Source organism: Cylindrospermopsis curvispora GIHE-G1 (genome assembly GCF_014489415.1).
GTDB classification, from domain to species: Bacteria; Cyanobacteriota; Cyanobacteriia; order Cyanobacteriales; family Nostocaceae; genus Raphidiopsis; species Raphidiopsis curvispora_A.
Window position 1 is genome coordinate 1,702,840 of sequence record NZ_CP060822.1, and the last position, 24,324, is coordinate 1,727,163.

Genomic DNA, 24,324 nt, shown 5'->3' on the forward strand with positions numbered 1-24,324 from the left:
ACCTTACCGATTTTATTCTAAGTGGGTCAGTGGAATTAAATATAAGATTAACGTAGGTTGAGTTTAATACGAAACCCAACACCCTCAACTCATGGCATTACTCAAATAATATGCCATAAAAAAAGCCCCCCACTAGGTGAGGAGCTTTTCATTTACCAGTATTGGTTATTAACCGTTGATTGCGGGAGCGGTTAATGCTACAGGTGCTACTTCACCAGCAGCTAGGTCTAAGGGGAAGTTGTGCGCATTACGCTCGTGCATTACTTCCATACCTAGGTTAGCGCGGTTGATTACGTCAGCCCATGTACCGATTACACGACCTTGAGAATCAATGATGGATTGGTTGAAGTTAAATCCATTCAGGTTGAATGCCATGGTGCTTACACCCAGTGCTGTAAACCAGATTCCTACTACTGGCCATGCTGCCAAGAAGAAGTGTAGTGAACGGCTGTTGTTGAATGAAGCATATTGGAATATCAAGCGACCGAAGTAACCGTGTGCTGCTACAATGTTGTAGGTTTCTTCCTCTTGTCCGAACTTGTAACCATAGTTCTGAGACTCGGTTTCAGTTGTTTCTCTTACTAGGGAAGATGTTACCAAGGAACCGTGCATAGCGCTGAACAAGCTACCACCGAATACACCTGCTACTCCTAACATGTGGAAGGGGTGCATGAGGATGTTATGCTCTGCTTGGAACACAATCATGAAGTTGAAGGTTCCAGAGATACCTAAAGGCATACCATCAGAGAATGAACCTTGTCCGATGGGGTAGATTAAAAATACTGCGGTAGCAGCTGCCAAAGGAGCGGAGAAAGCTACGCAAATCCAAGGGCGCATGCCTAGACGGAAGGATAATTCCCATTCACGACCTAGGTAGCAAGCTACACCAATCAAGAAGTGGAAAATTACTAGTTGGTAAGGACCACCGTTGTATAACCATTCATCTAAGGATGCAGCTTCCCAAATGGGGTAGAAGTGCAAACCAATAGCGTTGGAGGAGGGAACCACAGCACCGGAGATGATGTTGTTACCGTACATCAAGGAACCAGCTACGGGTTCGCGAATACCGTCGATGTCCACGGGAGGAGCAGCAATAAAAGCAATGATGAAGCAAGTGGTAGCTGCGAGAAGGGTGGGGATCATTAACACGCCGAACCAGCCAATGTAAAGGCGGTTGTTGGTGCTGGTGATGAATTCACAAAAGCGATCCCATACGTTAGCGGTTTGGCGCTGTTGAATGGCAGTGGTCATGGTTTTATAAATGCGGTTTAACCGGAGGTTTATGTATGTTCAGGTAGGTGTTTCTACCTTATGAACTTATATTAAGACAGATGTTTAGTTTTGTAAAGGGGTTTCTACAAAATTTTTCATAATTTTGCCAATTAGGGATTTTCCTATATGTGGTAGGGGTTTCCGGGTATTAAGTTACTAGTCCTAACGCTCAAGTTAGCTTTTTACTGATTGTTTGTATTAGGTAGAATATTGAATAGACTTTGATTTGATTATTTTTGTATATACACTATTATAGGAATTATGATAAAAAATGCGATCGCTCCTTTTGTTAGTATAAACTCCAGTCAAAGTACCCAGGATGGGATATGATATAGTTAAGTTGTGTATAGATAAAAAAGTGACAGGAATTTTAGGACGATTGCGAAGCACTCCTTAGGGGAGATCGCCTTCTTGAGATTAATACTGAGGAACTGTTGGGAGAGTTTGGGTTTCAAGTCTTTCAATTTTAGGATTTGTTTTGTCTGTACTAAGTTCTAATCATTGGTCCGTGTTGGAATTACCTTTCTTGTTTAATATCTGCCAAACTAGAGGGAATTCCTTGTTGGGTTTTCTCAATCCAACCTAAACTCTAGCCCTTGACTTTTTTAAAAAACCTGATACCATGTTATGTTGATACAGAATAGTCAATGCCGATCACATCTAAATGAGACACAAACTGAACAATAAGGTTCTGAGCTTTGACGGTCTATATGATCTCAGTTCGTGCCAATTCAGACTCACCCAACCAAGTAGCTGCAGCTAAGAGTCGAGTGGTAGGGTAAGTCTGTGCAAATTTAAACCTATGACCATTTACATTCCCCCTAATACCCTCAAAGGTCTCCTAGATAAGGTAACTGGATGAACAGGGAATCCCTCGCTTTTAGCGATGGTAGCGTCAATACTGTTAACATTGGTAACACGGGAAAACAATGACAGATACATTAAATTATAGCCCTGGTTTCATTGTCAGCTGTCGTAGTCGGCAATGGGTAGTATTACCAGATGAAAACCCAGACTTAATCCGCCTTTGTCCCCTGAGTGGCAACGAAGAGGAAATTATTGGTATTTTTCGGCACTTAAACCTAGAAACCCTAGAACCAGCTACCTTTCCTAAACCTACTGCTGACAGTATAAAAGACCACAGTGCAGCTTTATTATTGATGGATGCTGCAAGGCATTTATTACGGAGTGGGGCGGGTCCTTTTCGCTGTTTGGGTAGGTTGTCCTTGCGTCCTCGTCCCTATCAATTAGTACCATTGTTAATGGCTTTAAGGTTAGAAACAGTCAGATTATTAATTGCTGATGATGTGGGCATTGGTAAAACTATTGAAGCTGGTTTAATTGTCAGAGAATTATTAGACAGGGGAGAAATTGCCAGAATTGCTGTATTGTGTCCTCCCCATTTATGTGATCAATGGCAACAAGAATTAAGAGAAAAATTCCATATTGATGCTGTGGTAGTTCGTTCTGGTACAGCTTCTAAATTAGAAAGGGCAATACCTAATGGTTCTCATATTTTTAGTTATTATCGTCATATAATTGTTAGTTTAGACTATGCCAAATCAGAACGGCGAAAAGCCAGTTTTATTGAACATTGCCCAGATTTTGTGATTGTAGATGAAGCTCATACTTGTACCCGTGCTAGTAATAAGACTACATCCCAACAACAACGACATCAATTAATTACCGAAATAGCTGAAAAAAGATCCCGTCATTTATTATTACTCACTGCTACTCCCCATAGTGGAATTGAGGAATCTTTTTTATCTTTATTGGGTTTATTAAAAGCAGAGTTTGCTGATTTGACTTTGGATAAACTCACAGAAACAGAACGAGATAATTTAGCTGGTCATTTTATCCAACGACGACGTGCAGATGTAAAATTGTGGTTGGGTAATCAAACACCTTTTCCAGAACGTCAATCTGATGAAGAACCCTATAAATTATCTAAGGAATATAAAGAACTATTTGAGGAAGTTTATAATTTTGCACGGGGGTTAGTAAGAACTACTACGGTAGATATGACTTATGGCCAACGTCAGGGGCGTTATTGGTCAGCTTTGGCTTTAATTCGGTGTGTGATGTCTTCCCCTGCTGCTGCGATCTCTACTTTAAATCGTAGTTTAAATCGGGAGTTGGGAGTTGGGAGTCGGGAGTTGGGGGAAATGTGGGAGTCGGAAAATAATAATTACGAATTATTCAGTTCTTATGTTTATGATCCTACGGACTTGGAACAAGCGGTAGATGCTGCACCCACTGTAGTCGTAGAACAGGGACAGCGGAGTTATAAAGATATTGATAAACGCAAACTGCGGGGTTTTATTCAAGCTGCGGAAAAATTACAGGGTAATAAAGACCAAAAATTACAAGCTTGTGCTATTTATGTGCAGAATCTTTTAGCAAATAATCATCATCCAATTATCTGGTGTCGTTATGTTGATACAGCTAATTATGTGGCTGAAAATTTAAAGCAGAAGTTAGAAAAGAAAGGTTCTCAAATTCGGGTAATTGCCATTCATGGGGAACAGTCAGAAGATGAGAGAGAAGTAAAATTAAACGAGTTAAAATCCTATCCTCAAAGGATATTAGTGGCAACTGATTGTTTGAGTGAAGGGATAAATTTACAATCTCATTTTAGTGCGGTTATTCATTATGATTTACCTTGGAATCCCAACCGTTTAGAACAAAGAGAAGGGAGAATTGACCGTTATGGACAAATAGCAGAAAAGGTGAAAAGTTGTTTACTTTATGGTCAAGATAATCCTGTAGATGGGGCGGTTTTAGAGGTTTTAATTCGCAAAGCAGTACAAATACATAAAACTCTGGGAATTACTGTTCCAGTGCCAGTGGATAGTATCACTGTTTCGGAAGCGGTGTTTAAGTCTTTATTTGATAAAAGTACGGATGCACAACAGTTATCTTTATTGGATTTGTTAGATGATGGATCTGCTGTTGAACAGGTGCATAAACAATGGGATAAGGCCGTAGAAAGGGAGAAGATCAGTCGGACTCGTTTTGCCCAAAAGGCAATTAAACCTACAGAAGTTGAACAGGAGTTATTAGAATCTGATGAAATTTTAGGTAATGAAAAAGATGTAGAAAGGTTTGTTAAAAATGCTTGTGAAAAGTTAAATTGTGGTTTGATTGAAAAAAAGCGAGCATGGTTATTACCGTCAATTCCCAGTTTTTTACAACCCGTTTTAGGTAATGAAAAACGTCTAATTACTTTCACTACTCCTGCACCGGAGGGGGTGGAATATGTAGGGCGAAATCATCTTTTGGTTGAAGGTTTAGCACGGCACATTTTAGAGGTAGCTTTACTGAATAATCAGAATGATTTAGTTGCTAGATGTGGTTTTACAATTACGAATACTGTGAGTAAACGGACTACCTTATTGTTATTTAGATTGCGACATTTATTAAAACAGAAAGTTAGTAATCGTAAGTTAAGTGAAAGTGGAAATTCTGAGAAGCGAAATTATGAACTATTAGGAGAAGAATGTGTAGTAGTTGGGTTTACGGGTCCACCATCTAACCCGGTTTGGTTAGCACCACTGGAAGCAAAAGCTTTTTTGGAACAAGCTAACCCTGTGGGGAATGCTGTTAATCCTAAACAGGAAATTGAGGATTTTTTAAATTCTTTTGATGAGTTAAAAGCAGATTTAGAAGTGTTTGCCAAAGAGCGATCGTTTTCTTTATATGAATCGCATCAACGAGTGAGGAAAATTACTAAAGAGGTGGATGTTAAGGTTACACCACAATTACCGATGGATTTATTAGGTGTGTACATTTTACAACCAGGGAAACGTAAAAATAGTTTATAATTTTTGTCGGAATTAGGATGTACAGAATTATTAATTACCCGTTACCAAAATTGTCATGAAAACTGAATTGGTAATTTGTAATTCGTAATTCGTAATTGGTAATTCGTAATTCGTAATTCGTAATTCGTAATTTAAGAAAGAAGAAGCAAGGGAGGATGTTAAAGGTGACAAACACAAATGCAAATGTAAATATCAAAACCAACAATCATATCACGATTACAGATAGAACAAAACAATTTGCTATTAGAATTATTAAGGCTTGTTACTTTCTTGATGAAAAATCAGGAGTTTATCGGACAATATCTAAACAATTACTTCGTTCTGGTACTTCCATTGGTGCAAATGTTAGAGAATCTCAATCTGCTCAATCTGATAAAGACTTTATTCATAAATTAGAAATAGCTCTTAAAGAAGCTAGAGAAACTCAATATTGGTTAGAAATATTAATAGAATCAGAGTTGGTGAGTAAACCAAAATTTACTTCTCTTCTCCAAGAAGCTAACGAAATTGGGAAAATCTTGGTCGCTTCTACCAAAAAACTCAAAGAAAAATAATTACGAATTACGAATTACGAATTACGAATTACGAATTACGAATTACGAATTACGAATTACGAATTACGAATTACGAATTAAAACTATGATTGGTATTCAATTTGAAGGCAACCTATTAACACCTGATATTACCACTGAACTATTAACAGGTAATATCAAAGGACAAACACCATCAGATTTTGGGTTATCTAAAACTGATAAGCTTGAAGATGAAATTGCGATCGCTTGGGGTGATGTTAAGTCTTATTGGGTCGCATTTCAACGTCAATTAGAAAGGTTAAACGCTGAAGATACTGCTACTAGCGTTACCCGTGAAATGTGGGCTGTTCCTTTGTTACGTAGTCTTGGTTATATCCCCGTATATACCCCGAAAGCTGAGGTAGTGGAAGAACAAACCTATGCTATCTCCCATCGTGCAGTATTACCATCCGACTCTTCAATTACGAATTACGAATTACGAATTACGTTAGCGAAGCTCTCCCGAAGGGAGCATTACGAATTACGAATTATCCCCCGATCCACATTATTGGTTGTCGTCTGGATATTGATAAACGTCCTCCTAGTGGTACACCTCGATTATCAGCACACGCTTTAGTACAGGAATATCTCAACAAGACTGAGCATCTTTGGGCTATCACCACTAATGGTTTACGTTGGCGGTTATTACGCGATTCTTCTTTGATGACTCGTCTTACTTATATCGAATTTGACCTAGAGCAGATTCTTAATGGTGAGAACTTTGCCGAATTTAGTTTATTTTATCGGCTTTTCCACCGTTCCCGTTTACCGGAAACTGCGGATGATGCGGATAAATGCTGGTTAGAATATTACCATCAAGAGAGTTTACAGCAAGGGGGAAGGGTACGCGACAGACTGCGGGATGGGGTAGAAAAAGCCTTGGTGCATCTAGGTAATGGTTTTTTACAACATCGTGATAGTGAAAATCTCCGCCAAAAACTATCTAATAATTACGAATTACGTTCGCGTAGGGTTTCCGAAGGAAATATTACGAATTATGAATTAATTTATTATCGTCAATTATTAAGATTAATTTATCGTCTCTTATTCTTAATGGTGGCAGAATCCCGTAATTTATTATTGGTAGGAGAAGACGCAGAAAAAGCGAGAATCTATCTTAAATATTACAGCATTGAAAGATTAAGAGAATTAGCGGAACATCCCCGCTATCGTCGGGAAGGTTTTCAAGATATTTGGCAAGGTTTACGAGTCACTTTTAAATTATTTGATGAAGATTGGCGCGGTAGAATTTTAGGTTTATCGCCTTTAAATGGTGGTTTGTTTGGTTCACAAACATTGACAGATTTAGATGATTGTGGTATTGATAATTATGATTTATTAACTGCCATTCGTTGTTTATCTTTGTATGAAGATAAGGGACAATTACGACGGGTAAATTATGCTGCTTTAGATGTGGAAGAGTTGGGTAGTGTGTATGAAAGTTTATTAGATTTTCACCCACAAGTTAATAACAGCCAAGGAATTTATGAATTTAACTTAATTTTTGGAACTGATAGAAAAACCACAGGTTCTTATTACACACCTCCCCAACTTGTCCAACAGTTAATAAAAACCGCATTAGAACCAGTAATAGAAGAAAAATTACGGGAGTCGAATAATAGGGAGTTGGGAGTCGGGAGTCGAGAGTCGGGTAATAATACGGAGTCTGAAATTACGAATTACGTTAGCGAAGCTCTCCCGAAGGGAGCATTACGAATTACGAATTACGAATTACGAATTACGTTAGCGAAGCTCTCCCGAAGGGAGCATTACGAATTATCTCTATTAAGTATTAAAGTCATAGATCCCGCTTGTGGTTCTGGACATTTTTTATTAGCAGCAGCACGACGCATAGGTAAGGAATTAGCGAAAATTAGAACTGGGGAAGCAGAACCAGCACCAGAATATTTAAGAATTGCCATTAGAGATGTAATTCAAAATTGTATTTATGGCGTAGATTTAAACCCTTTGGCGGTAGATTTGTGTAAGGTGGCTTTATGGATAGAAGGGTTTTCTACTGATAAACCATTGAATTTTTTAGACCATAGAATTAAATGCGGTAATTCTTTGGTGGGGGTATTAGATTTAGATTGTTTAAATGATGGCATTCCAGATAATGCTTTTACACCTGTCACAGGAGATGATAAGAAATTATCTACAAATTTGAAAAAGCGGAATAAAAAAGAAAAAGACAGTCAAGGACAATTATCTATTTTTGAAACTTCTGCTGATCATAATTACATCTTTGCTAAATTATGGCAAGAATTAGCGAACTTTTCTGAAAATACACCTGAGGAAGTTAAAGAAAAAGAGAAAAAATATCAGGATAATCTTTTAGATGATCATTGGTGGTTGAAAAAAGCAGCTTGTAATTTATGGACTGCGGCTTTTTTCATGTATCTAACTGAACATAATTTACAACTTTTACCAACTACAGCAACCCTAGACAGATTAAAACGCGAAACTGTCCAAAAAATCCTCAATTCTCAATCTAATTACGAATTACGAATTACGAATTATGAATTACAAGGGTTAATTGATGCTGCGAATAATTTAGCTAGTAAATATAATTTCTTTCACTGGCCTTTAGAGTTTCCAGAAGTGTTTGAAGATGGCGGTTTTAGTTGTGTTTTGGGTAATCCTCCTTGGGAGAGAATTAAGTTACAAGAAAAGGAGTTTTTCGCCTCTCGCAGTTTAGAAATTGCTAATGCACAAAATAAAGCAGCACGGGAAAAGTTGATTAAGGAATTACCTAAGAAAAATCCAGCATTGGCGCAAGCTTTTGAGGATGCTAAACATGATGCGGAAGCACAAAGTAGGTTTATTCGAGAGTCGGGGAGATTTCCGTTAACTGCTGTGGGTGATATTAATACTTATGCTGTGTTTGCAGAAACTATGAGAAGGTTAATTAATAGTAATGGTAGGGTTGGGGTAATTGTTCCCACTGGTATTGCTACTGATGATACTTGTAAACGGTTTTTTGGTGATTTAATTCAAAAGCAGAATTTAGCAAGTTTGTATGATTTTGAAAATAGAGAAAAATTATTTACTGCTGTAGATAGCAGAATGAAATTTTCTTTACTTGCTATGACTAGTCAAGCAATAAAACGGGGTAATTTTGCTTTTTTCTTAACTCAACCTAAACAATTAGAAAATCAAACGCGGTTGTTTCAACTTGCACCGCAAGATATAGCATTAATTAATCCTAATACTCTCACTTGTCCAGTTTTTAGAACTAGCAAAGATGCGGAATTAACTAAAAAGATATATCAAAATGTGCCAGTTTTGGAAAATGAGAAAACGGGAATTAACCCTTGGAATTTTTCGTTTATGAGTATGTTTCATATGGCTAATGATAGCGGGTTATTTCACACCCAAGATCCCGGACTTATTGAAGAAGTCCCGGATCTGAAAGTCCCATTATATGAAGCGAAAATGTTTCATCAATTTGATCACCGTTGGGCGAATTATACAGATAATGGTGATACTCGTGATTTAACAGATGATGAAAAAAGCGATTTATCTTTTACTATTAAACCTCGTTATTGGGTAGATAAAAAGGAAGTTGAAAATAAGTTAAGTGGGAGATGGGATAAAAATTGGTTGTTAGGTTTTAGAGATATTTGTCGTTCAACTGATGAACGTACTGCAATTTTTAGCTTATTACCTAAAGTTGCTGTAAATAATAAAGCACCATTGGTTTTGTTAAAACAAAATAAACCTCAATTTTATTGTTTATTTCTAGCTAATGTTAATAGTTTAGTTTTTGATTTTGTCACTCGTCAAAAATTGGGAGGAACTAGCTTTAGTTTTTTCATAGTCAAACAACTTCCAGTTATTCCCCCAGAAAGATACACAGAAAAAGACATAGAATATATTGCCCCCCGCGTATTAGAATTAGTGTACACATCCTGGGATATGCAACCCTTCGCATTAGACATGGGATATGAGGGTGAACCCTTCGTTTGGAATCCTAACAGACGTGCATTAATCAGAGCAGAATTAGACGCATATTACGCTAAACTTTATGGTTTAACCCGTGATGAACTGAGATATATATTAGATCCTGCGGATGTATATGGTGTAGATTTTCCTAGTGAAACATTTAGAGTTTTAAAGAACAATGAAATCAAACAATATGGAGAATATAGAACCCAAAGATTAGTATTAGAAGCGTGGGGTAATTCGTAATTCGTAATTCGTAATTCGTAATTCGTAATTCGTAATTCGTAATTATTTTGTCTGAATCAGGATATCCAGGATTAGAGGATGTACAGGATGTAAGTGTTTTATTGTCTATGAAAAATAGAGATTTGGGGATGATATTTAATAAATGAGATGTAAAGTTTTATATTATCTGCTTTTATGAGTTGACCATAATGATAATTGTATTTTATAATCTTAGATATTCACCAATAAATTATCAATAACATCCTGAAAATCCTCAAATCCTGGACATCCTGATTCAGACAATTTTTAAGTTTAGTAAAACTAGGAGAAACAAAAATGACATTTAAAGAAGAACTCGTTGCAGAAATTGAAACCATGACAGAAGCAGAAATAGCAGAATTGCTAAAGATGGTAAAAAACATGAAAATGAAAAAAGCAAAACCTCCTCAACGTCTAGGTTCAGGTAAATCAATTTTACGCCATGTTGGTAAATGGCAAGGTGATGATCTTCAAGATTGTTTACAAGCAGTTTATGATTCCCGTGGAATAGCAGAAGATTAATAAATTTAGGAGAAACTTATAACAAAATTAAAAACTATGAACAGAGAATATTTAATTAACTTTCTCAAACAGAACTTAACCACCATAAAAAGTTATGGTGTAACTTCCTTAGCTTTATTTGGTTCTTATGCAAGAGATGAAGCAAAAACTACTAGCGACATTGATTTATTAGTAGAATTTCAAGGTAAAGTTACCTTTGATGAATATATGGACTTAAAATTTTTCTTAGAAGATAACTTATCTTTATCCGTTGATTTAGTCACGAAAAAAATGTTGAAACCTCAAATTATTGATGCTGTAGAAAAGGATGCTATTTATGTCGCGTAGCTTAAAACTTTATTGTGATGATATTTTAATTAGTTGTGATAAAATTCTCCGTTATACTCAAGGATTAGATGAACGGAGTTTTTTTGCTGATGAATTAAGATTTGATGCGGTAATTAGAAATTTACAGGTTATTGGAGAATCAGTTAAACAAATTCCCCCAGAAATAAGAAATAAATATCCAGATATTGAATGGCGCAAAATTGCCGGATTACGAGATATTTTAGTTCATGCGTACTTCTCTTTAGAAGATGAGATTATTTGGGATATCATTCACACTAAAATTAGTCCTGTAAAATCAGCGATTTTAATTATTATTGCTCAAGAATTTTAAGTTATTAATTAAAAATTATACATTATGAAAATACCAGTCAAACTACAAGAACTCATCCAACAACCAGAAGCAGCAATATTATCAATTAGTACCCTCATGGGACAAAAATTAGCATTAGTTGACTGTACAAATATTGCTGAACTCACCCCAGAACAACTTGATTTAATTTTCACCCATATTCCCCAAGAGTGGGATGATAAAGACATCACAGAAATCTTTAACTCTGACACCTGTACACAAACCTTTACTAATCAATTATTAGCATATATAGATCAACGTTTAGGACGCACACCCCAACCTTCCACAATTACGAATTATGAATTACGAATTACGAATTATCTCGATATATTCAATTTCCGTAATCAAATTATAGGCGATTATCGTCGATATATAGAAAGTTTCTTAAAAATTCGTGATCCTAGAGTACAACAATTTGTCAATCAAGAACTAGAAAAAGGACAACTCTGGACAAATCCCTTAGTACAATTAAATCCTAAATATCGTCCTGGTGCAACAGTTAATGAATTAGTTAAAAACGGTATTCTCCATCCTGACTGTACACAATACTTCTCTAAAAATGGTCATCCTTTTAATTTCCATTATCACCAAAAACAAGCTTTTGAAACTGCTAAAAAACAAGAACCTTATGTATTAACAACAGGTACAGGTTCAGGCAAAAGCATGACTTATGTTGTCCCCATTTTTGATGACTTACTGCGTCATCCAGAAATTCAAGGAGTTAGGGCAATTTTAGTATATCCCATGAACGCCCTGATTAACTCCCAGGAAGAAGAATTAAATAAATTTCTTAACAACGTTCCTAATAGTCATATTCGGGTTGCTAAATATACTGGACAAGAAAATTTAAGCACAAAAATAGAAATTCAAAATAACCCACCTCACATACTATTAACTAACTACGTGATGCTGGAATTAATGCTTTCCCGCACCCAGGAAGAAAAACTCGTTGCTTCTCCAGAATTAAAATTTCTCGTATTAGATGAACTGCATACCTATAGAGGTAGACAAGGTGCAGATGTGGCAATATTAATTAGAAAATTACGTCAACGCTGTGGAAAAATTGCAGCATGGGGAAATAATTACCAATTATTATGTATTGGAACAAGCGCTACCATGTCCACAGAAGGAACACGCGCACAACGTCGTCAAGTAGTTGCAGATGTGGCAAGTAAATTATTTGGTGTTAAAATTAAACCTGATAACGTCATTGACGAAACTTTAGAACGTTCCATTAAAAGTCCTCAACCTACCATTACAGAACTGGGAGAAAGTATAGATCAAGGTTTACCACCAGAACCAGAACAAACATTAGAAAACTTCCAAAACCATCCTCTAAGTCATTGGATAGAAATGACCTTTGGTTTAGAAGATAAACAAGGTCATCTTGTCAGGAGAACACCTATAAGTTTAGAAAATGCTGCAGAAAAATTAGCTGATGAAACTCAACTTTCTCACCACACTTGTTTAGACTTCCTTAAACAGATGTTTTTATGGGGAAGTAAAGTTAAAGGTTTAGCATTTCGACTTCATCAATTTATCTCCCAAGGTGGTAGCGTTTACTCTACTATTGAAACTCCCGAAAAACGCTTCCTCACCCTGGAAGGACAATATACCACCACAGAAGAACGTTTACTTTATCCCCTCGTCTTTTGTCGGGAATGCGGACATGATTATTATGTTATTCATTACAATGAGGATAAACAAGTAGTCCTTCCCCAACTCCCCACATCATTGGATATGAATCCTGAATATGCTGATACAAAAGCTGGTTATCTTACCTTAGATGAACCAGGACTTTGGGATCCTTATAAAGACGAAGAAAGACTTCCTGACTCCTGGTTTACCGAAACCAAAAAGAACGGACGAGTTCCTGGAAAAGATTATGCTAAATTCATTCCCCAAAAATTACAAATTCTCCCCAACGGAAAAGTTACAACTTCCCTATTACAAGGAACAACTTGTTGGTTTGTTCCTAGACCATTTCGCGTGTGTTTAAATTGTGGTGTAGTTCATGATGGAAATAAAAACGAATTTACTAAACTTTCGCGCTTGAGTAGTGAAGGTAGAAGTACCGCTACCACCCTCCTCTGTTTATCCACTGTAAGCCGTCTCAAACAAGTTTTCACAGGTGAAAAAGCACAAGCTGCCAAAATTCTCAGTTTTACCGATAATCGCCAGGATGCCTCATTACAAGCCGGGCATTTTAATGATTTTGTGCAAACCAGTTTTTTACGTGCTGCTTTGTTAGGTGCATTGCAAAGTAAAGGAAAACTTACTCATAGTGAATTAGTGGGTGAAGTTATTAAACAAATGGGAATATCTCAAAAAGATTATGCTAAAGAAAAGGCAGAATTTGGGAAAGGTAAAACACGCAATGAAAAGGCTTTTCAAGACTTAATTGAATATCGTCTTTATGAAGACTTACGCAGAGGATGGCGTATTGTTCAACCTAATTTAGAACAGTGTGGACTTTTGGTAATTGAATATGATGGATTAGAGGAAATTTGTACAAATAAAGATATTTGGAATAAACACCGTCATCCAGTTTTATTACAAGCAACTCCTCAAGAGAGATTGACTGCTGCTTTAGCTTTATTAAATCATCTCCGTCGAGAATTAGCAATAGACGCTAGATTACTTCAATCTGATAATAAGGATTCTTTACTTAGAGATGTTTTTCAAACAATTAAAGAACCTTGGGTATTTGATGAAAATGAGAAATGGCATTTTGCCAAATTTGCCACTATTGATGGTAATTATAAAGCAAAATCTCAACACAAAGCTCCGGTAAAATTAACAACTAAAAGTAAAATTGGAAGGTTTTTACGTTCTCCTAAAGCTTGGTCACTACGCAGTGAATTGTTAACAGAAACAGAGTACAATACTTTAATTAGTACCTTCATTACTGCATTAGCTGATGCTGGTTTTTTAATTACTAAAAATGGTATTCAATTACAAATTAGTTCCTTGGTATGGAAATTTACAATATTAACTGAAATTCCCCCTGATCCTCTCTCATCTAAGCGCTTACAGGGTCAAGAAGATGTAAAAATACCTGTTAACAGATTCTTTCAAGAGTTTTATCAAACTAGCGCCCAAAAAATTCAAGCAATGGAAGGGCGAGAACACACAGGACAAGTTAAAACTCAGGCTCGTCAAGAACGGGAAGAAAGATTTAGAAAAGGAGAATTAGCGAGTTTATTCTGTTCTCCCACAATGGAATTAGGTATAGATATTTCTGACTTAAGCGTGGTTCACTTACGTAATGTTCCCCCCAGTCCTGCAAATTATGCCCAACGTAGCGGACGTGCGGGGAGGAGTGGTCAGGAGGCTTTAGTAATAACTTATGCTGCAATTGGTAGTGGACATGATCAATATTTTTTCCAACGTCAACAGCAAATGGTAGCTGGTGCTGTTGCTCCCCCTAAATTAGAATTAGCAAATCAAGATTTAGTTGAATCTCATGTGTATTCAATTTGGTTAGCACATACAGGAGTTTATTTAGACGACTCAATGAACAAAATTCTTGATTTAGATGTTGCTGGTTATCCCCTAAAAGATAGTGTACGTGAACAATTAACACTTAGTCGTGCAAAATTAGCTGAATGTCTAAAAGCTACTCAGTCAATACTTGCAGATCCTTTCTGTCAAAGTGATCTACAAAAAGCCTCTTGGTATTCTGTACATGGGCTAGAATTTACCCTAGAAAATGCATTGAATACCTTTGATAGAAAATGCGATCGCTGGCGTAAACTTTATGATAGTGCAGTCAAACAAAAAGATCAGGCTAACATCATAATCAGTCGTTATGCTGCTGGTCATGTTACAGAGGAAGAACTAAAAAACGCTAAAGCTCAAAGAGTAGAAGCAGAACGGCAAATAGATTTACTGGTAGGACACAACCAAGGTAAAAGTAATAGCGAATTTGAATTTTATCCCTATCGCTACTTTGCTGCTGAAGGATTTTTACCAGGATTTAACTTTCCCCGCTTACCTGTACGAGCATTCGTACCCACCAATGATGGGGGGGAATTTATCTCTCGTCCTCGTGTTGTGGCCTTACGGGAATTTGCACCCAGTAATATTATTTACTATGAAGGTAGTAAATTTATGGTGTCAAAAACCAAAGTACCTGTGGGGGGAATTGAAAGTCAATATCAACGAGTAAGCTGTTGTTTTAACTGTGGTTATTTCCATCTAGATACAGCACTGAATAACTGTGAAAATTGCGGTGTAGAAATTAAACCTGATAGTTCTCAAAACCTAGCTAAATTAAATCGTGTGTTGTCAATGGAGACAGTATTTAGTCACAGAAGAGAACGTATTACCTGCGATGAAGAAGAAAGATTGAAATATGGTTATAATACTACCACCCATTTCCGTTATGCGCTTCAAAAACAAGAATCAGCTACAGTTTTAGCAGCAGATAATACACCACTATTCAAATTAACCTATGGAGCTACAGCAACTATTTGGCGTATTAACAGAGGACTGAAGAGAAACACCGAGGAACGGGGATTTAAATTAGATGTGAAAACAGGTATGTGGGGAGACACAAAAACAAATTTACCTCCAGAAAGGTTACATAGGGAAGTAAATTTAATGGTAGAAGACACTTGCAATATTCTTGTCATCGAACCCTTGAATGTTCCCCAAGATAACAAAGAAGGTTTTATTGGCACACTCCAATATACCCTAGAAACAGCAATTCAAGCAGTTTATAAATTAGAACCAGATGAACTGGACTCAGAAAGATTAGGTGAAGGAAAATATTTACTATTTTGGGAAGCATCAGAAGGTGGTGCAGGAGTTTTATCTCAGCTACTACAGCAAGCAAATGCTTTTGAGAAAATCGCCAATGCTGCTTTAGATATCTGTCATTTCTTAGAACCCAAGGATACCTGTGTGCAAGCTTGTTATGAGTGTTTACTTTCCTATAGGAATCAATTTGACCATGCGTTAATTAATCGTCATCTGATTAAATCTTTGCTAGATGAACTGCAAGCAAGTACAGTAGAAATATCAGATATAGACCGCAGTGCAAAATATCAAAAGTTGCTTTCTCAAACAGATCCAAACTCTGATTTTGAACGAGTAGTGTTACAGGAGATTTATCAACGGGGGTATAAACTACCTGATGCTGCACAGGAATTTATTCCTGAAGCCAATTGTAAACCAGATTTTGTGTATAAGGAAGATGCGATCGCTCTCTTTTGTGATGGTTCAGTTCATGATAGTCCTGAGCAGAAAAAGCAAGATAAAATTGAGCGGGATAATCTCAGGTACAATGCTAGTTATCAAGTTTTAACTCTACGGTATAATGAGAATTGGGGTGAGGAGTTGGAGGTTTTAGGGAGTTTGTAAACTGATCATTTTTGGGAATCTCCCCCATGGTGCTGTTCATATATTTTATGGGATAAAATAATTCGTAATTCGTAATTCGTAATTTGTAATTCGTAATTCGTAATTCGTAATTCGTAATTCGTAATTATACAGAACTACAGCTAAATCCAGAAATAAAAGAAATCTTTGATAAAATAGACGGTTTCACATATAATTTAACCAGAGGGTTTTTACAATGGGAGTATTTCGACGGACTAAATGCAGGAACATTACCTTACAGTATCGAAACAGCAAGGTTTCAAAAATTTCAGGAACTTATTAAAAAAAATCGCCCTACTTCCTTTGAAGATTTGGAGGTGTTCTTGATATGACTAGGTTATATACAGATATTTGCAACCAAGACGTTCGGAAATTACTGGAAACATTAGCCAATAAGGGTGTCAATCCAGACCAGTACAAAGAAACTATGACCAAGATAGGTGATAATCTTGGTAATTTCTTGCTGACTAAAATTAATGATAAAACTTCTGATATATACCTTGCTTGTACAGTAGAAGATGCTGATTTTTTAGCTAAAGGCATACTTTCAGAATTAGAAAATCATTATCACAATATTGGCTTTGCTTGTTTTTGGAACAAGCGATTTTCTCCATTTGAAATAGAAGATTTAAAAGTAGCTCCCATCCTCAAAAAATATCAAGAACCTTCCCATGGGAAGGTTCAGTATTTGATTGTAATTAAATCTATTATTTCTGGTGCTTGTGTAGTCAGAACTAACTTAGTGAACTTGATTCAAAAAATAGAACCAGAGAAGATATTTATAGTTGCACCTGTCATTTATAAAAATGCAGAGCAAAAACTCAAAGATGAATTTGACGAAAATATTTATAGTAAATTTGAATTTCTTTATTTTGCTAAAGACGATGAACGCACCAACGAAGGTGAAGTAATACCAGGAATAGGAGGTAATGTCTATTTAAGATTAGGATTTGATGGACAAGATAATAAAAATGAATATATCCCCGAAATCGTGAAAAAGAGACGTTCCCAATTTATGCGTCAAAAACAGGAAATTCATCTCTCAAAAAATATCAGTAACTAAATCAAATAAACTACCTTGTTTCACTTGATTTTCTTCCTCATATCTGATATTTTTAACTTTTTGTACTGCAATGTTTACATAATTTGGATTGATTTCAATACCTATTGCTTTACGTCCTGTTTTTATAGCTGCTTCTGCTATTGAACCAGAACCAAAAAAAGGATCAAATATAATATCTCCAGGATGACTACTGGCTAAAATGATTCCACTAATTAACTCAACTGGAAATTGTGCTGGATGAGGAGTTCTTTCTTTAGAACTACGATTTTGACCAGATGTAATTTTGGGTATTTGCCAAACATCAGTAGGATTTTTTCCGTTAACATTACATTTTAATTTGCCATTTTTCTTTTGATTAGGGTATTTAACATTAGGATCACGGATATCATCTAAATTAAATAAATAGTTTTGAGAGTCTTTTACATACCATAAAAATTTCTCATTACGAGGAGAAAAAAACAATTTACCTGCTACTCCCGCACCATAATTCCAAACAATTTCTTGGATTAAATAAAAAGGAATTTTATCCCAAATTAAATAGGGGATTGGAATTGCTTTAGCTGTATTAGGAATAGAAAGATAACCAAGATTTATCCAAAACGCACCAGAAGATGATGTGCAATAATAAACTTGATTAATCCATTTAGATGTCCATTGAATATAATCTTCTAATGATAATATAGATTCATATTCTTTGCCGATATTATAGGGAGGAGATGTAACGGTTAAGGGTAAACATCCTGCTGGTAATTTATTCATGATTGTTAATGAGTCACCTTGGTAAATCAATACATCTTTATCTTCATAAACAGGATTACCTAAAAAAGATTTAAAATCATTTAGTTTCATATATTTTAACTCAGAATTATTGAATGTTAAGATTTTGATGATACTAAATTTTAGCAGTTAATCACTCTATTCTCAATAGACAAGGGATTTTACCCACAAGGATGAAAAAGGTTGTAAGGTAATTGCATTTTTCTTGACCCCGGACATAATAACTTATAATATGAGAGTTTGTCAACTCATGGGAACACATTGTTGTAACTTGGGATATGTAAGCATTTCTTCTGATTAAAGGTGCGATTGCCTCCAGGGTAAGAGCATATCAACCAGATTTGACACAACAGGAGAACCTAATGTGTTGACCTCTCTACCACTTTGGGAATCTCCTCCCCCATGGTGCTGTTCATATATTTTATGCTAAACCCTATCCAAATCCAACTATTACCTCGCTGCTCAAATTGAATACCTGTACTAAATTCATGGATTTCGTGGATTTTATTGTTAGATGAGTTCATGTTTTTAGTTGACTTTGCCCATAGTTGTCAATGTTTTTAAAAACTAGTTCCCAATTCATGGGTTTGTTTATTTTTTCCTACCTGGATGGGTTGGTGTTTGAGTGCGATCGCATTTTTTTGTTCAGGTGAACCCTCTCATCTATAGTAATTGGAGTGCGATCGCAAGATGCTCCCATGTTTTTAAATATTCTTTCCTCCTCTAACTCTTCACTTTTGAACCGGTTTTGGTAGTTTTATCTTTAGGATCGCGGCTTAATTTTTTCATTTATATCGTTTGTTAATTTAGCTTCTAAAATATATGTTTCCTCTGTTTTTATATTTTTCTGCAGACAGAAACCGAATATTTGTAGAACGCACTCTTCTTTACCACTTTTTTGTGTACTTATTTTCTGTTCTATTTTGCTTTTAAGTTGATAATTATACACTGCTATTACCCATTGTGTCTTGACTGCTTCTTCTATTTTATCCGTAGAGTTTAAATCCTGATATTTAAGGTTTTTATCACCTAAAATTTGGATAAGGTTTTCAATAACTTTTTCTTTAATATCCTGTTGTCCATAATTTTGTCCTGATCTGTTTAACCCCGGAGATTGTGTTGGTTCTGGGGTCAGTATTTTTTTTTGTTGCTCAACAACTTGCTTAACAACTTTGGGAATTACTTGTTTAATCTCATTAAAAGAATAGTGGGTTTTCCCATTCAAGACTATAACGGGACAATTTTCACCACCACCTGATTTTTCACACAAGAATTTCTCAGCTTCATTAGCATATACATACTGCCAAGTTTTCGATCCAATGAACCAACCACTCCCTAAGATTAACAGTGAAACGGGAATAACAAATACAAGTTTCATATCTACATCCTGATTAAAAAAGTTGACAATGCTATTAACCAAATCAATAAGAATATCCTCTAAAGTTACTTCTCTTTCAATTCCTAAACCATAAATAACCGGTGAAGGACGATTTTGCGCCTTGGGTATTTCATCAAATAAATCCTTTTTAACAACTCCATCACTAACTTGGTAAAAATATCCAGCTAAATCATACTCTTTGAATTGTTCAAATAATTGAGCTAATGGTAGATACTTTTCACATTTCTTATATCCCCCTCGGATACCTTGCCACCTGTTAATTAAACTTCTCCAAACTTCTGCTTTACATTTAAGGGTGCTTTCATCAAAAAGTCCCACTATTGGTTTGGAATAATAATTGTAAATCAATTGTAGATCATATTTGATGTTGTTTATAAACTGATTTCGACCATAAGCCCAAATGGTATCACCACCACTCTTGGCTAGTAACCAACATAACCCATCTACCGATATTTTACCACCTAATAAACTAGGTAACAAATAGGTAATACCCGCCGCTATCTGCTCTTTGGGAAATAGTGGCTGAATCTTTTTCTGTAATTCCAATGATACTCTCTGATTACCATCAACATTACTACCCTTTTGGATGTTCAACCATTGCAAAAATTCTGGTAATGTTTCTGGAATAACTAATGCTCTCAAGGTCATTAATCTGACAATTTGTGGACTATAAATCTTTTCTTTAATAGCTCTATCTATCCCTTGAGCATTAAATAAACTGTGCCAATATTCACGGGTGACATCTTTATTATTTAGCCCATTTACAATGGTCTCTACCGACTCAGGTTTCACTTGAGAACTATTTGCTAAACTCCTCAGAGCAGATTTTAATGCTGCTTCATCAATGTTTACTGCATTTCTGACCACTCTACTCCCAGCTGCGATCGCTCTGTTTATTCCATCTCTTGCTTTTTGGGATGCTGGTTTAATCACCTGAAATCTTTCTGGTTTGACTAGTGCTTCTACGTCAAATGCCCAACATACTGGTAGTCCATTTTTACAGGAGTTCCATTTGTTAATTGCTAATACGTTGATGGTATATAAATCATACTGGACATTTGGCTCTAAAACTATGGGACTTAATTGCTGAAATAGGGAGTATTCCTCCACTTGTGGTTCAGAGGGTTGTTGGTATCCCCATGTAGATACAGGTTGCTGAGCAGGAGATGGGAATCTTTGCTGTCCCTGTAGTTCAGTTTGTACATCTGACGGTTGTGAAAGTTCCTGTGTAAATTCAGATTGTTGTGCGGGGGATGATAATCTTTGCTGTCCTGATGGCTTTCCTATCTCGAATGATAATGGTTGAACTCTCTGTGTAGATTGGTGTCCACCCACCTGTGGTTCAGATGATTGTTGGGATCCCCATGTAGATACAGGTTGTTGATCACGGGATGACAATCTTTGCTCTCCGTGCGGTTCAGTTTGTACATGTGATGGTTGTGAGAGTTCCTGTGTAAATTCAGATTGTTGTGCGGGGGATGATAATCTTTGCTCTTCCTCTGGTTTAGTTTGTACCTTGAATAATGGCAATATTTGCTCTAAATCTGGTGGTTGTGGTATCTTCCCTTCAAATATATGGGGACTACCCTCATCTTGTTGATCCAGAGGGTTAAATGTTGGTCGGTTATTTTGTTCCCACCAGGCTAATATTACCCTCAATTTATGATCTCCCCTACATAAAAAATAACGGTGAAAAGCTGCACTCCTCCCTACTTCATCTCTCCCCCTGGTAACCACTGCTATTACTGACCAAATATCATTCCCACTCCCTAATATTCTGGCAATTATTGCTGGTTTCTCTGTGGATGATCCTTCCGCTAGGGCAAATTCTTCATTGGCAATTGACCTCTCTACCACTTTGGGAATCTCCTCCCCCATGGTGCTGTTCATATATTTTATGGTAAACCCTGTCCAAATCCAACTATTACCTTGCTGCTCAAAGTGAATACCTGTACTAAATTCGTGGATTTCCTGCTTGTTAGATGAGTTCATGTTTTTAGTTGACTTTGCCCATAGTTGTCAATGTTTTTAAAAACTAGTTCCCAATTCATGGGTTTGTTTATTTTTTCCTACCTGGATGGGTTGGTGTTTGAGTGCGATCGCATTTTTTTGTTCAGGTGAACCCTCTCATCTATAGTAATTGGAGTGCGATCGCAAGATGCTCCCATGTTTTTAAATATTCTTTCCTCCTCTAACTCTTCACTTTTGAACCGGTTTTGGTAGTTTTATCTTTGGATTCCGGCTTAATTTTTTCATTTATATCGTTTGTTAATTTAGCTTCTAAACTATATGTTTCCTCTGTTTTTATATTTTTCTGCAGACAGAAACCGAATATTTGTAAAAAGCACTCTTCTTTATTACTTTTTTGTGTACTTATTTTCTGTTCTATTTTGCTTTTAAGTTGATAATTATACACTGCTATTACCCATTGTGTCTTGACTGCTTCTTCTATTTTATCCGTAGAGTTTAAATCCTCATACTTAAGGGTTTTATCACCTAAAATTTGGATAAGTTCTCCGATAACTTTTCCTTCAATATCCTGTTGCTCAGAACTTTGTCCTGATCTGTTTAACCCCGGAGATTGTGTTGGTTCTGGGGTCAGTATTTTTTTTTGTTGCTCAACAACTTGGTTAACAACTTTGGGAATTACTTGTTTAATCTCATTAAAAGAATAGTGGGTTTTCCCATTCAAGACTATAACGGGACAATTTTCACCACCACCTGATTTTTCACACAAGAATTTCTCAGCTTCATTAGCATATACATACTGCCAAGTTTTCGATCCAATGAACCAACCACTCCCTAAGATTAACAGTGAAACGGGAATAACAAATACAAGTTTCATATCTACATCCTGATTAAAAAAGTTGACAATGCTATTAACCAAATCAATAAGAATATCCTCTAAAGTTACTTCTCTTTCAATTCCTAAACCATAAATAACCGGTGAAGGACGATTTTGCGCCTTGGGTATTTCATCAAATAAATCCTTTTTAACAACTCCATCACTAACTTGGTAAAAATATCCAGCTAAATCATACTCTTTGAATCGTTCAAATAATTGAGCTAAGGGTCGATACTTTTCACATTTCTTATATCCCCCTCGGATACCTTGCCACCTGTTAATTAAACTTCTCCAAACTTCTGCTTTACATTTAAGGGTGCTTTCATCAAAAAGTCCCACTATTGGTTTGGAATAATAATTGTAAATCAATTGTAGATCATATTTGATGTTGTTTATAAACTGATTTCGACCATAAGCCCAAATGGTATCACCACCACTCTTGGCTAGTAACCAACATAACCCATCTACCGATATTTTACCACCTAATAAACTAGGTAACAAATAGGTAATACCCGCCCCTATCTGCTCTTTGGGAAATAGTGGCTGAATCTTTTTCTGTAATTCCAATGATACTCTCTGATTACCATCAACATTACTACCCTTTTGGATGTTCAACCATTGCAAAAATTCTGGTAATGTTTCTGGAATAACTAATGCTCTCAAGGTCATTAATCTGACAATTTGTGGACTATAAATCTTTTCTTTAATAGCTCTATCTATCCCTTGAGCATTAAATAAACTGTGCCAATATTCACGGGTGACATCTTTATTATTTAACCCATTTACAATGGTCTCTACCGACTCAGGTTTCACTTGAGAACTATTTGCTAAACTCCTGAGAGCAGATTTTAATGCTGCTTCATCAATGTTTACTGCATTTCTGACCACTCTACTCCCAGCTGCGATCGCTCTGTTTATTCCATCTCTTGCTTTTTGGGATGCTGGTTTAATCACCTGAAATCTTTCTGGTTTGACTAGTGCTTCTACGTCAAATGCCCAACATACTGGTAGTCCATTTTTGCAGGAGTTCCGTTTGCTAATTGCCAATACGTTAATGGTATATAAATCATACTGGACATTTGACTCTAAAACTATAGGACTTAATTGCTGAAATAGAGAGTATTCCTCCACATTTTGCGATTCAGGCGTGGATAAAGGTTCTTCAGACAACGGGAATATTCCCTCTTTAATCACCCGTGTTTCACCTGACTGTCCTGGTACTCCCCATGTAAGTACAGCTTCTTGAGCAGATTGAGAGGAGGACGACAATCTTTGCTCTTCCTGTGGTTTAGTTTGTACCTTGAATAATGGCAATATTTGCTCTAAATCTGGTAATTTTGGAACCTCTCCTTCAAATATATGGGGACTACCTTCATCTTGTTTATCCAGAGGGTTAAATGTTGGTCGGTTATTTTGTTCCCACCAGGCTAATATCACCCTCAGTTTATGATCTCCCCGACATAAAAAATAACGGTGAAAAGCTGCACTCCTCCCTACTTCATCTCTCCCCCTGGTAACCACTGCTATTACTGACCAAATATCATCCCCGCTCCCTAATATTCTGGCAATTATTGCTGGTTTCTCTGTGGATGATCCTTCCACTAGGGCAAATTCTTCATTGGCAATTGACCTCTCCACCACTTTGGGAATCTCCCCCATGGTGCTGTTCATATATCGCCCAGTAAACCCTGTAGAAACCCAACTATTACCTCGCTGCTCAAATTCAATACCTGTACTAAATTCGTGGATTTCGTGGATTTTATTGTCGGATGAGTTCATA

14 protein-coding genes are annotated in these 24,324 nt (G+C 36.3%); 9 read left to right on the forward strand and 5 right to left on the reverse strand.

Features of this window, described 5'->3' with window-relative positions:
• Positions 1–168 precede the first annotated feature (168 nt).
• Positions 169–1,251 (reverse strand): photosystem II q(b) protein, encoded by a 1,083-nt coding sequence (gene psbA, locus IAR63_RS07835; protein WP_187707185.1) that lies wholly within the window; start codon positions 1,249–1,251, stop codon positions 169–171.
• 950 nt (positions 1,252–2,201) lie between these two features.
• Here psbA and IAR63_RS07840 point away from each other — a divergent pair.
• The 9 genes from IAR63_RS07840 to IAR63_RS07875 all read left to right on the forward strand — a co-directional run bounded on the left by IAR63_RS07840 (position 2,202) and on the right by IAR63_RS07875 (position 17,523).
• Positions 2,202–5,096 carry a helicase-related protein gene (locus IAR63_RS07840; protein WP_187707186.1) on the forward strand — a complete coding sequence of 965 codons (2,895 nt, stop codon included), beginning with the start codon at positions 2,202–2,204 and terminating at the stop codon, positions 5,094–5,096.
• A 155-nt stretch (positions 5,097–5,251) separates the two neighbouring features.
• Positions 5,252–5,650, forward strand: a complete 399-nt coding sequence (locus tag IAR63_RS07845; protein WP_006277079.1) for a four helix bundle protein — start codon at positions 5,252–5,254, stop codon at positions 5,648–5,650.
• Positions 5,651–5,735: 85 nt separating this feature from the next.
• Positions 5,736–6,245, forward strand: a complete 510-nt coding sequence (locus tag IAR63_RS18395; protein WP_235678382.1) for a hypothetical protein — start codon at positions 5,736–5,738, stop codon at positions 6,243–6,245.
• Positions 6,246–6,331: 86 nt separating this feature from the next.
• The gene (locus tag IAR63_RS07850; protein WP_235678383.1) at positions 6,332–9,859 is read left to right on the forward strand and encodes an Eco57I restriction-modification methylase domain-containing protein; all 3,528 of its coding nucleotides are present in this window, start codon (positions 6,332–6,334) and stop codon (positions 9,857–9,859) included.
• 315 nt (positions 9,860–10,174) lie between these two features.
• Complete coding sequence (locus IAR63_RS07855) at positions 10,175–10,399, forward strand: hypothetical protein (RefSeq protein ID WP_071242329.1); 225 nt, start codon at positions 10,175–10,177, stop codon at positions 10,397–10,399.
• A gap of 36 nt (positions 10,400–10,435) precedes the next feature.
• Positions 10,436–10,726: a nucleotidyltransferase family protein gene (locus tag IAR63_RS07860; protein ID WP_006278641.1), complete on the forward strand. Its 291-nt coding sequence runs from the start codon at positions 10,436–10,438 to the stop codon at positions 10,724–10,726.
• Positions 10,716–11,057: a HepT-like ribonuclease domain-containing protein gene (locus IAR63_RS07865; RefSeq protein ID WP_071242330.1), complete on the forward strand. Its 342-nt coding sequence runs from the start codon at positions 10,716–10,718 to the stop codon at positions 11,055–11,057. The genes IAR63_RS07860 and IAR63_RS07865 overlap by 11 nt, the downstream gene beginning before the upstream one ends.
• 24 nt (positions 11,058–11,081) lie before the next feature.
• Positions 11,082–16,442, forward strand: coding sequence for a DEAD/DEAH box helicase (locus IAR63_RS07870; RefSeq protein ID WP_187707187.1), 5,361 nt, complete (start codon positions 11,082–11,084; stop codon positions 16,440–16,442).
• 346 nt (positions 16,443–16,788) lie between these two features.
• Complete coding sequence (locus IAR63_RS07875) at positions 16,789–17,523, forward strand: hypothetical protein (RefSeq protein WP_057178074.1); 735 nt, start codon at positions 16,789–16,791, stop codon at positions 17,521–17,523.
• Here IAR63_RS07875 and IAR63_RS07880 read toward each other — a convergent pair.
• The 4 genes from IAR63_RS07880 to IAR63_RS07895 all read right to left on the reverse strand — a co-directional run bounded on the left by IAR63_RS07880 (position 17,503) and on the right by IAR63_RS07895 (position 24,323).
• Positions 17,503–18,372: a DNA-methyltransferase gene (locus IAR63_RS07880; protein ID WP_187707188.1), complete on the reverse strand. Its 870-nt coding sequence runs from the start codon at positions 18,370–18,372 to the stop codon at positions 17,503–17,505. The two genes, IAR63_RS07875 and IAR63_RS07880, sit on opposite strands and share 21 nt — an antisense overlap.
• A gap of 287 nt (positions 18,373–18,659) precedes the next feature.
• A complete protein-coding gene (locus tag IAR63_RS07885; RefSeq protein WP_177169549.1) occupies positions 18,660–18,824 on the reverse strand; it encodes a hypothetical protein in 165 nt (54 codons plus the stop codon).
• 239 nt (positions 18,825–19,063) lie between these two features.
• The gene (locus IAR63_RS07890) at positions 19,064–21,691 is read right to left on the reverse strand and encodes a hypothetical protein (RefSeq protein ID WP_187707189.1); all 2,628 of its coding nucleotides are present in this window, start codon (positions 21,689–21,691) and stop codon (positions 19,064–19,066) included.
• Positions 21,692–21,890: 199 nt separating this feature from the next.
• Entirely contained in the window at positions 21,891–24,323 is a 2,433-nt protein-coding gene (locus IAR63_RS07895; protein WP_187707190.1) for a hypothetical protein, read from the reverse strand.
• Between the last annotated feature and the right edge of the window lies 1 nt (position 24,324).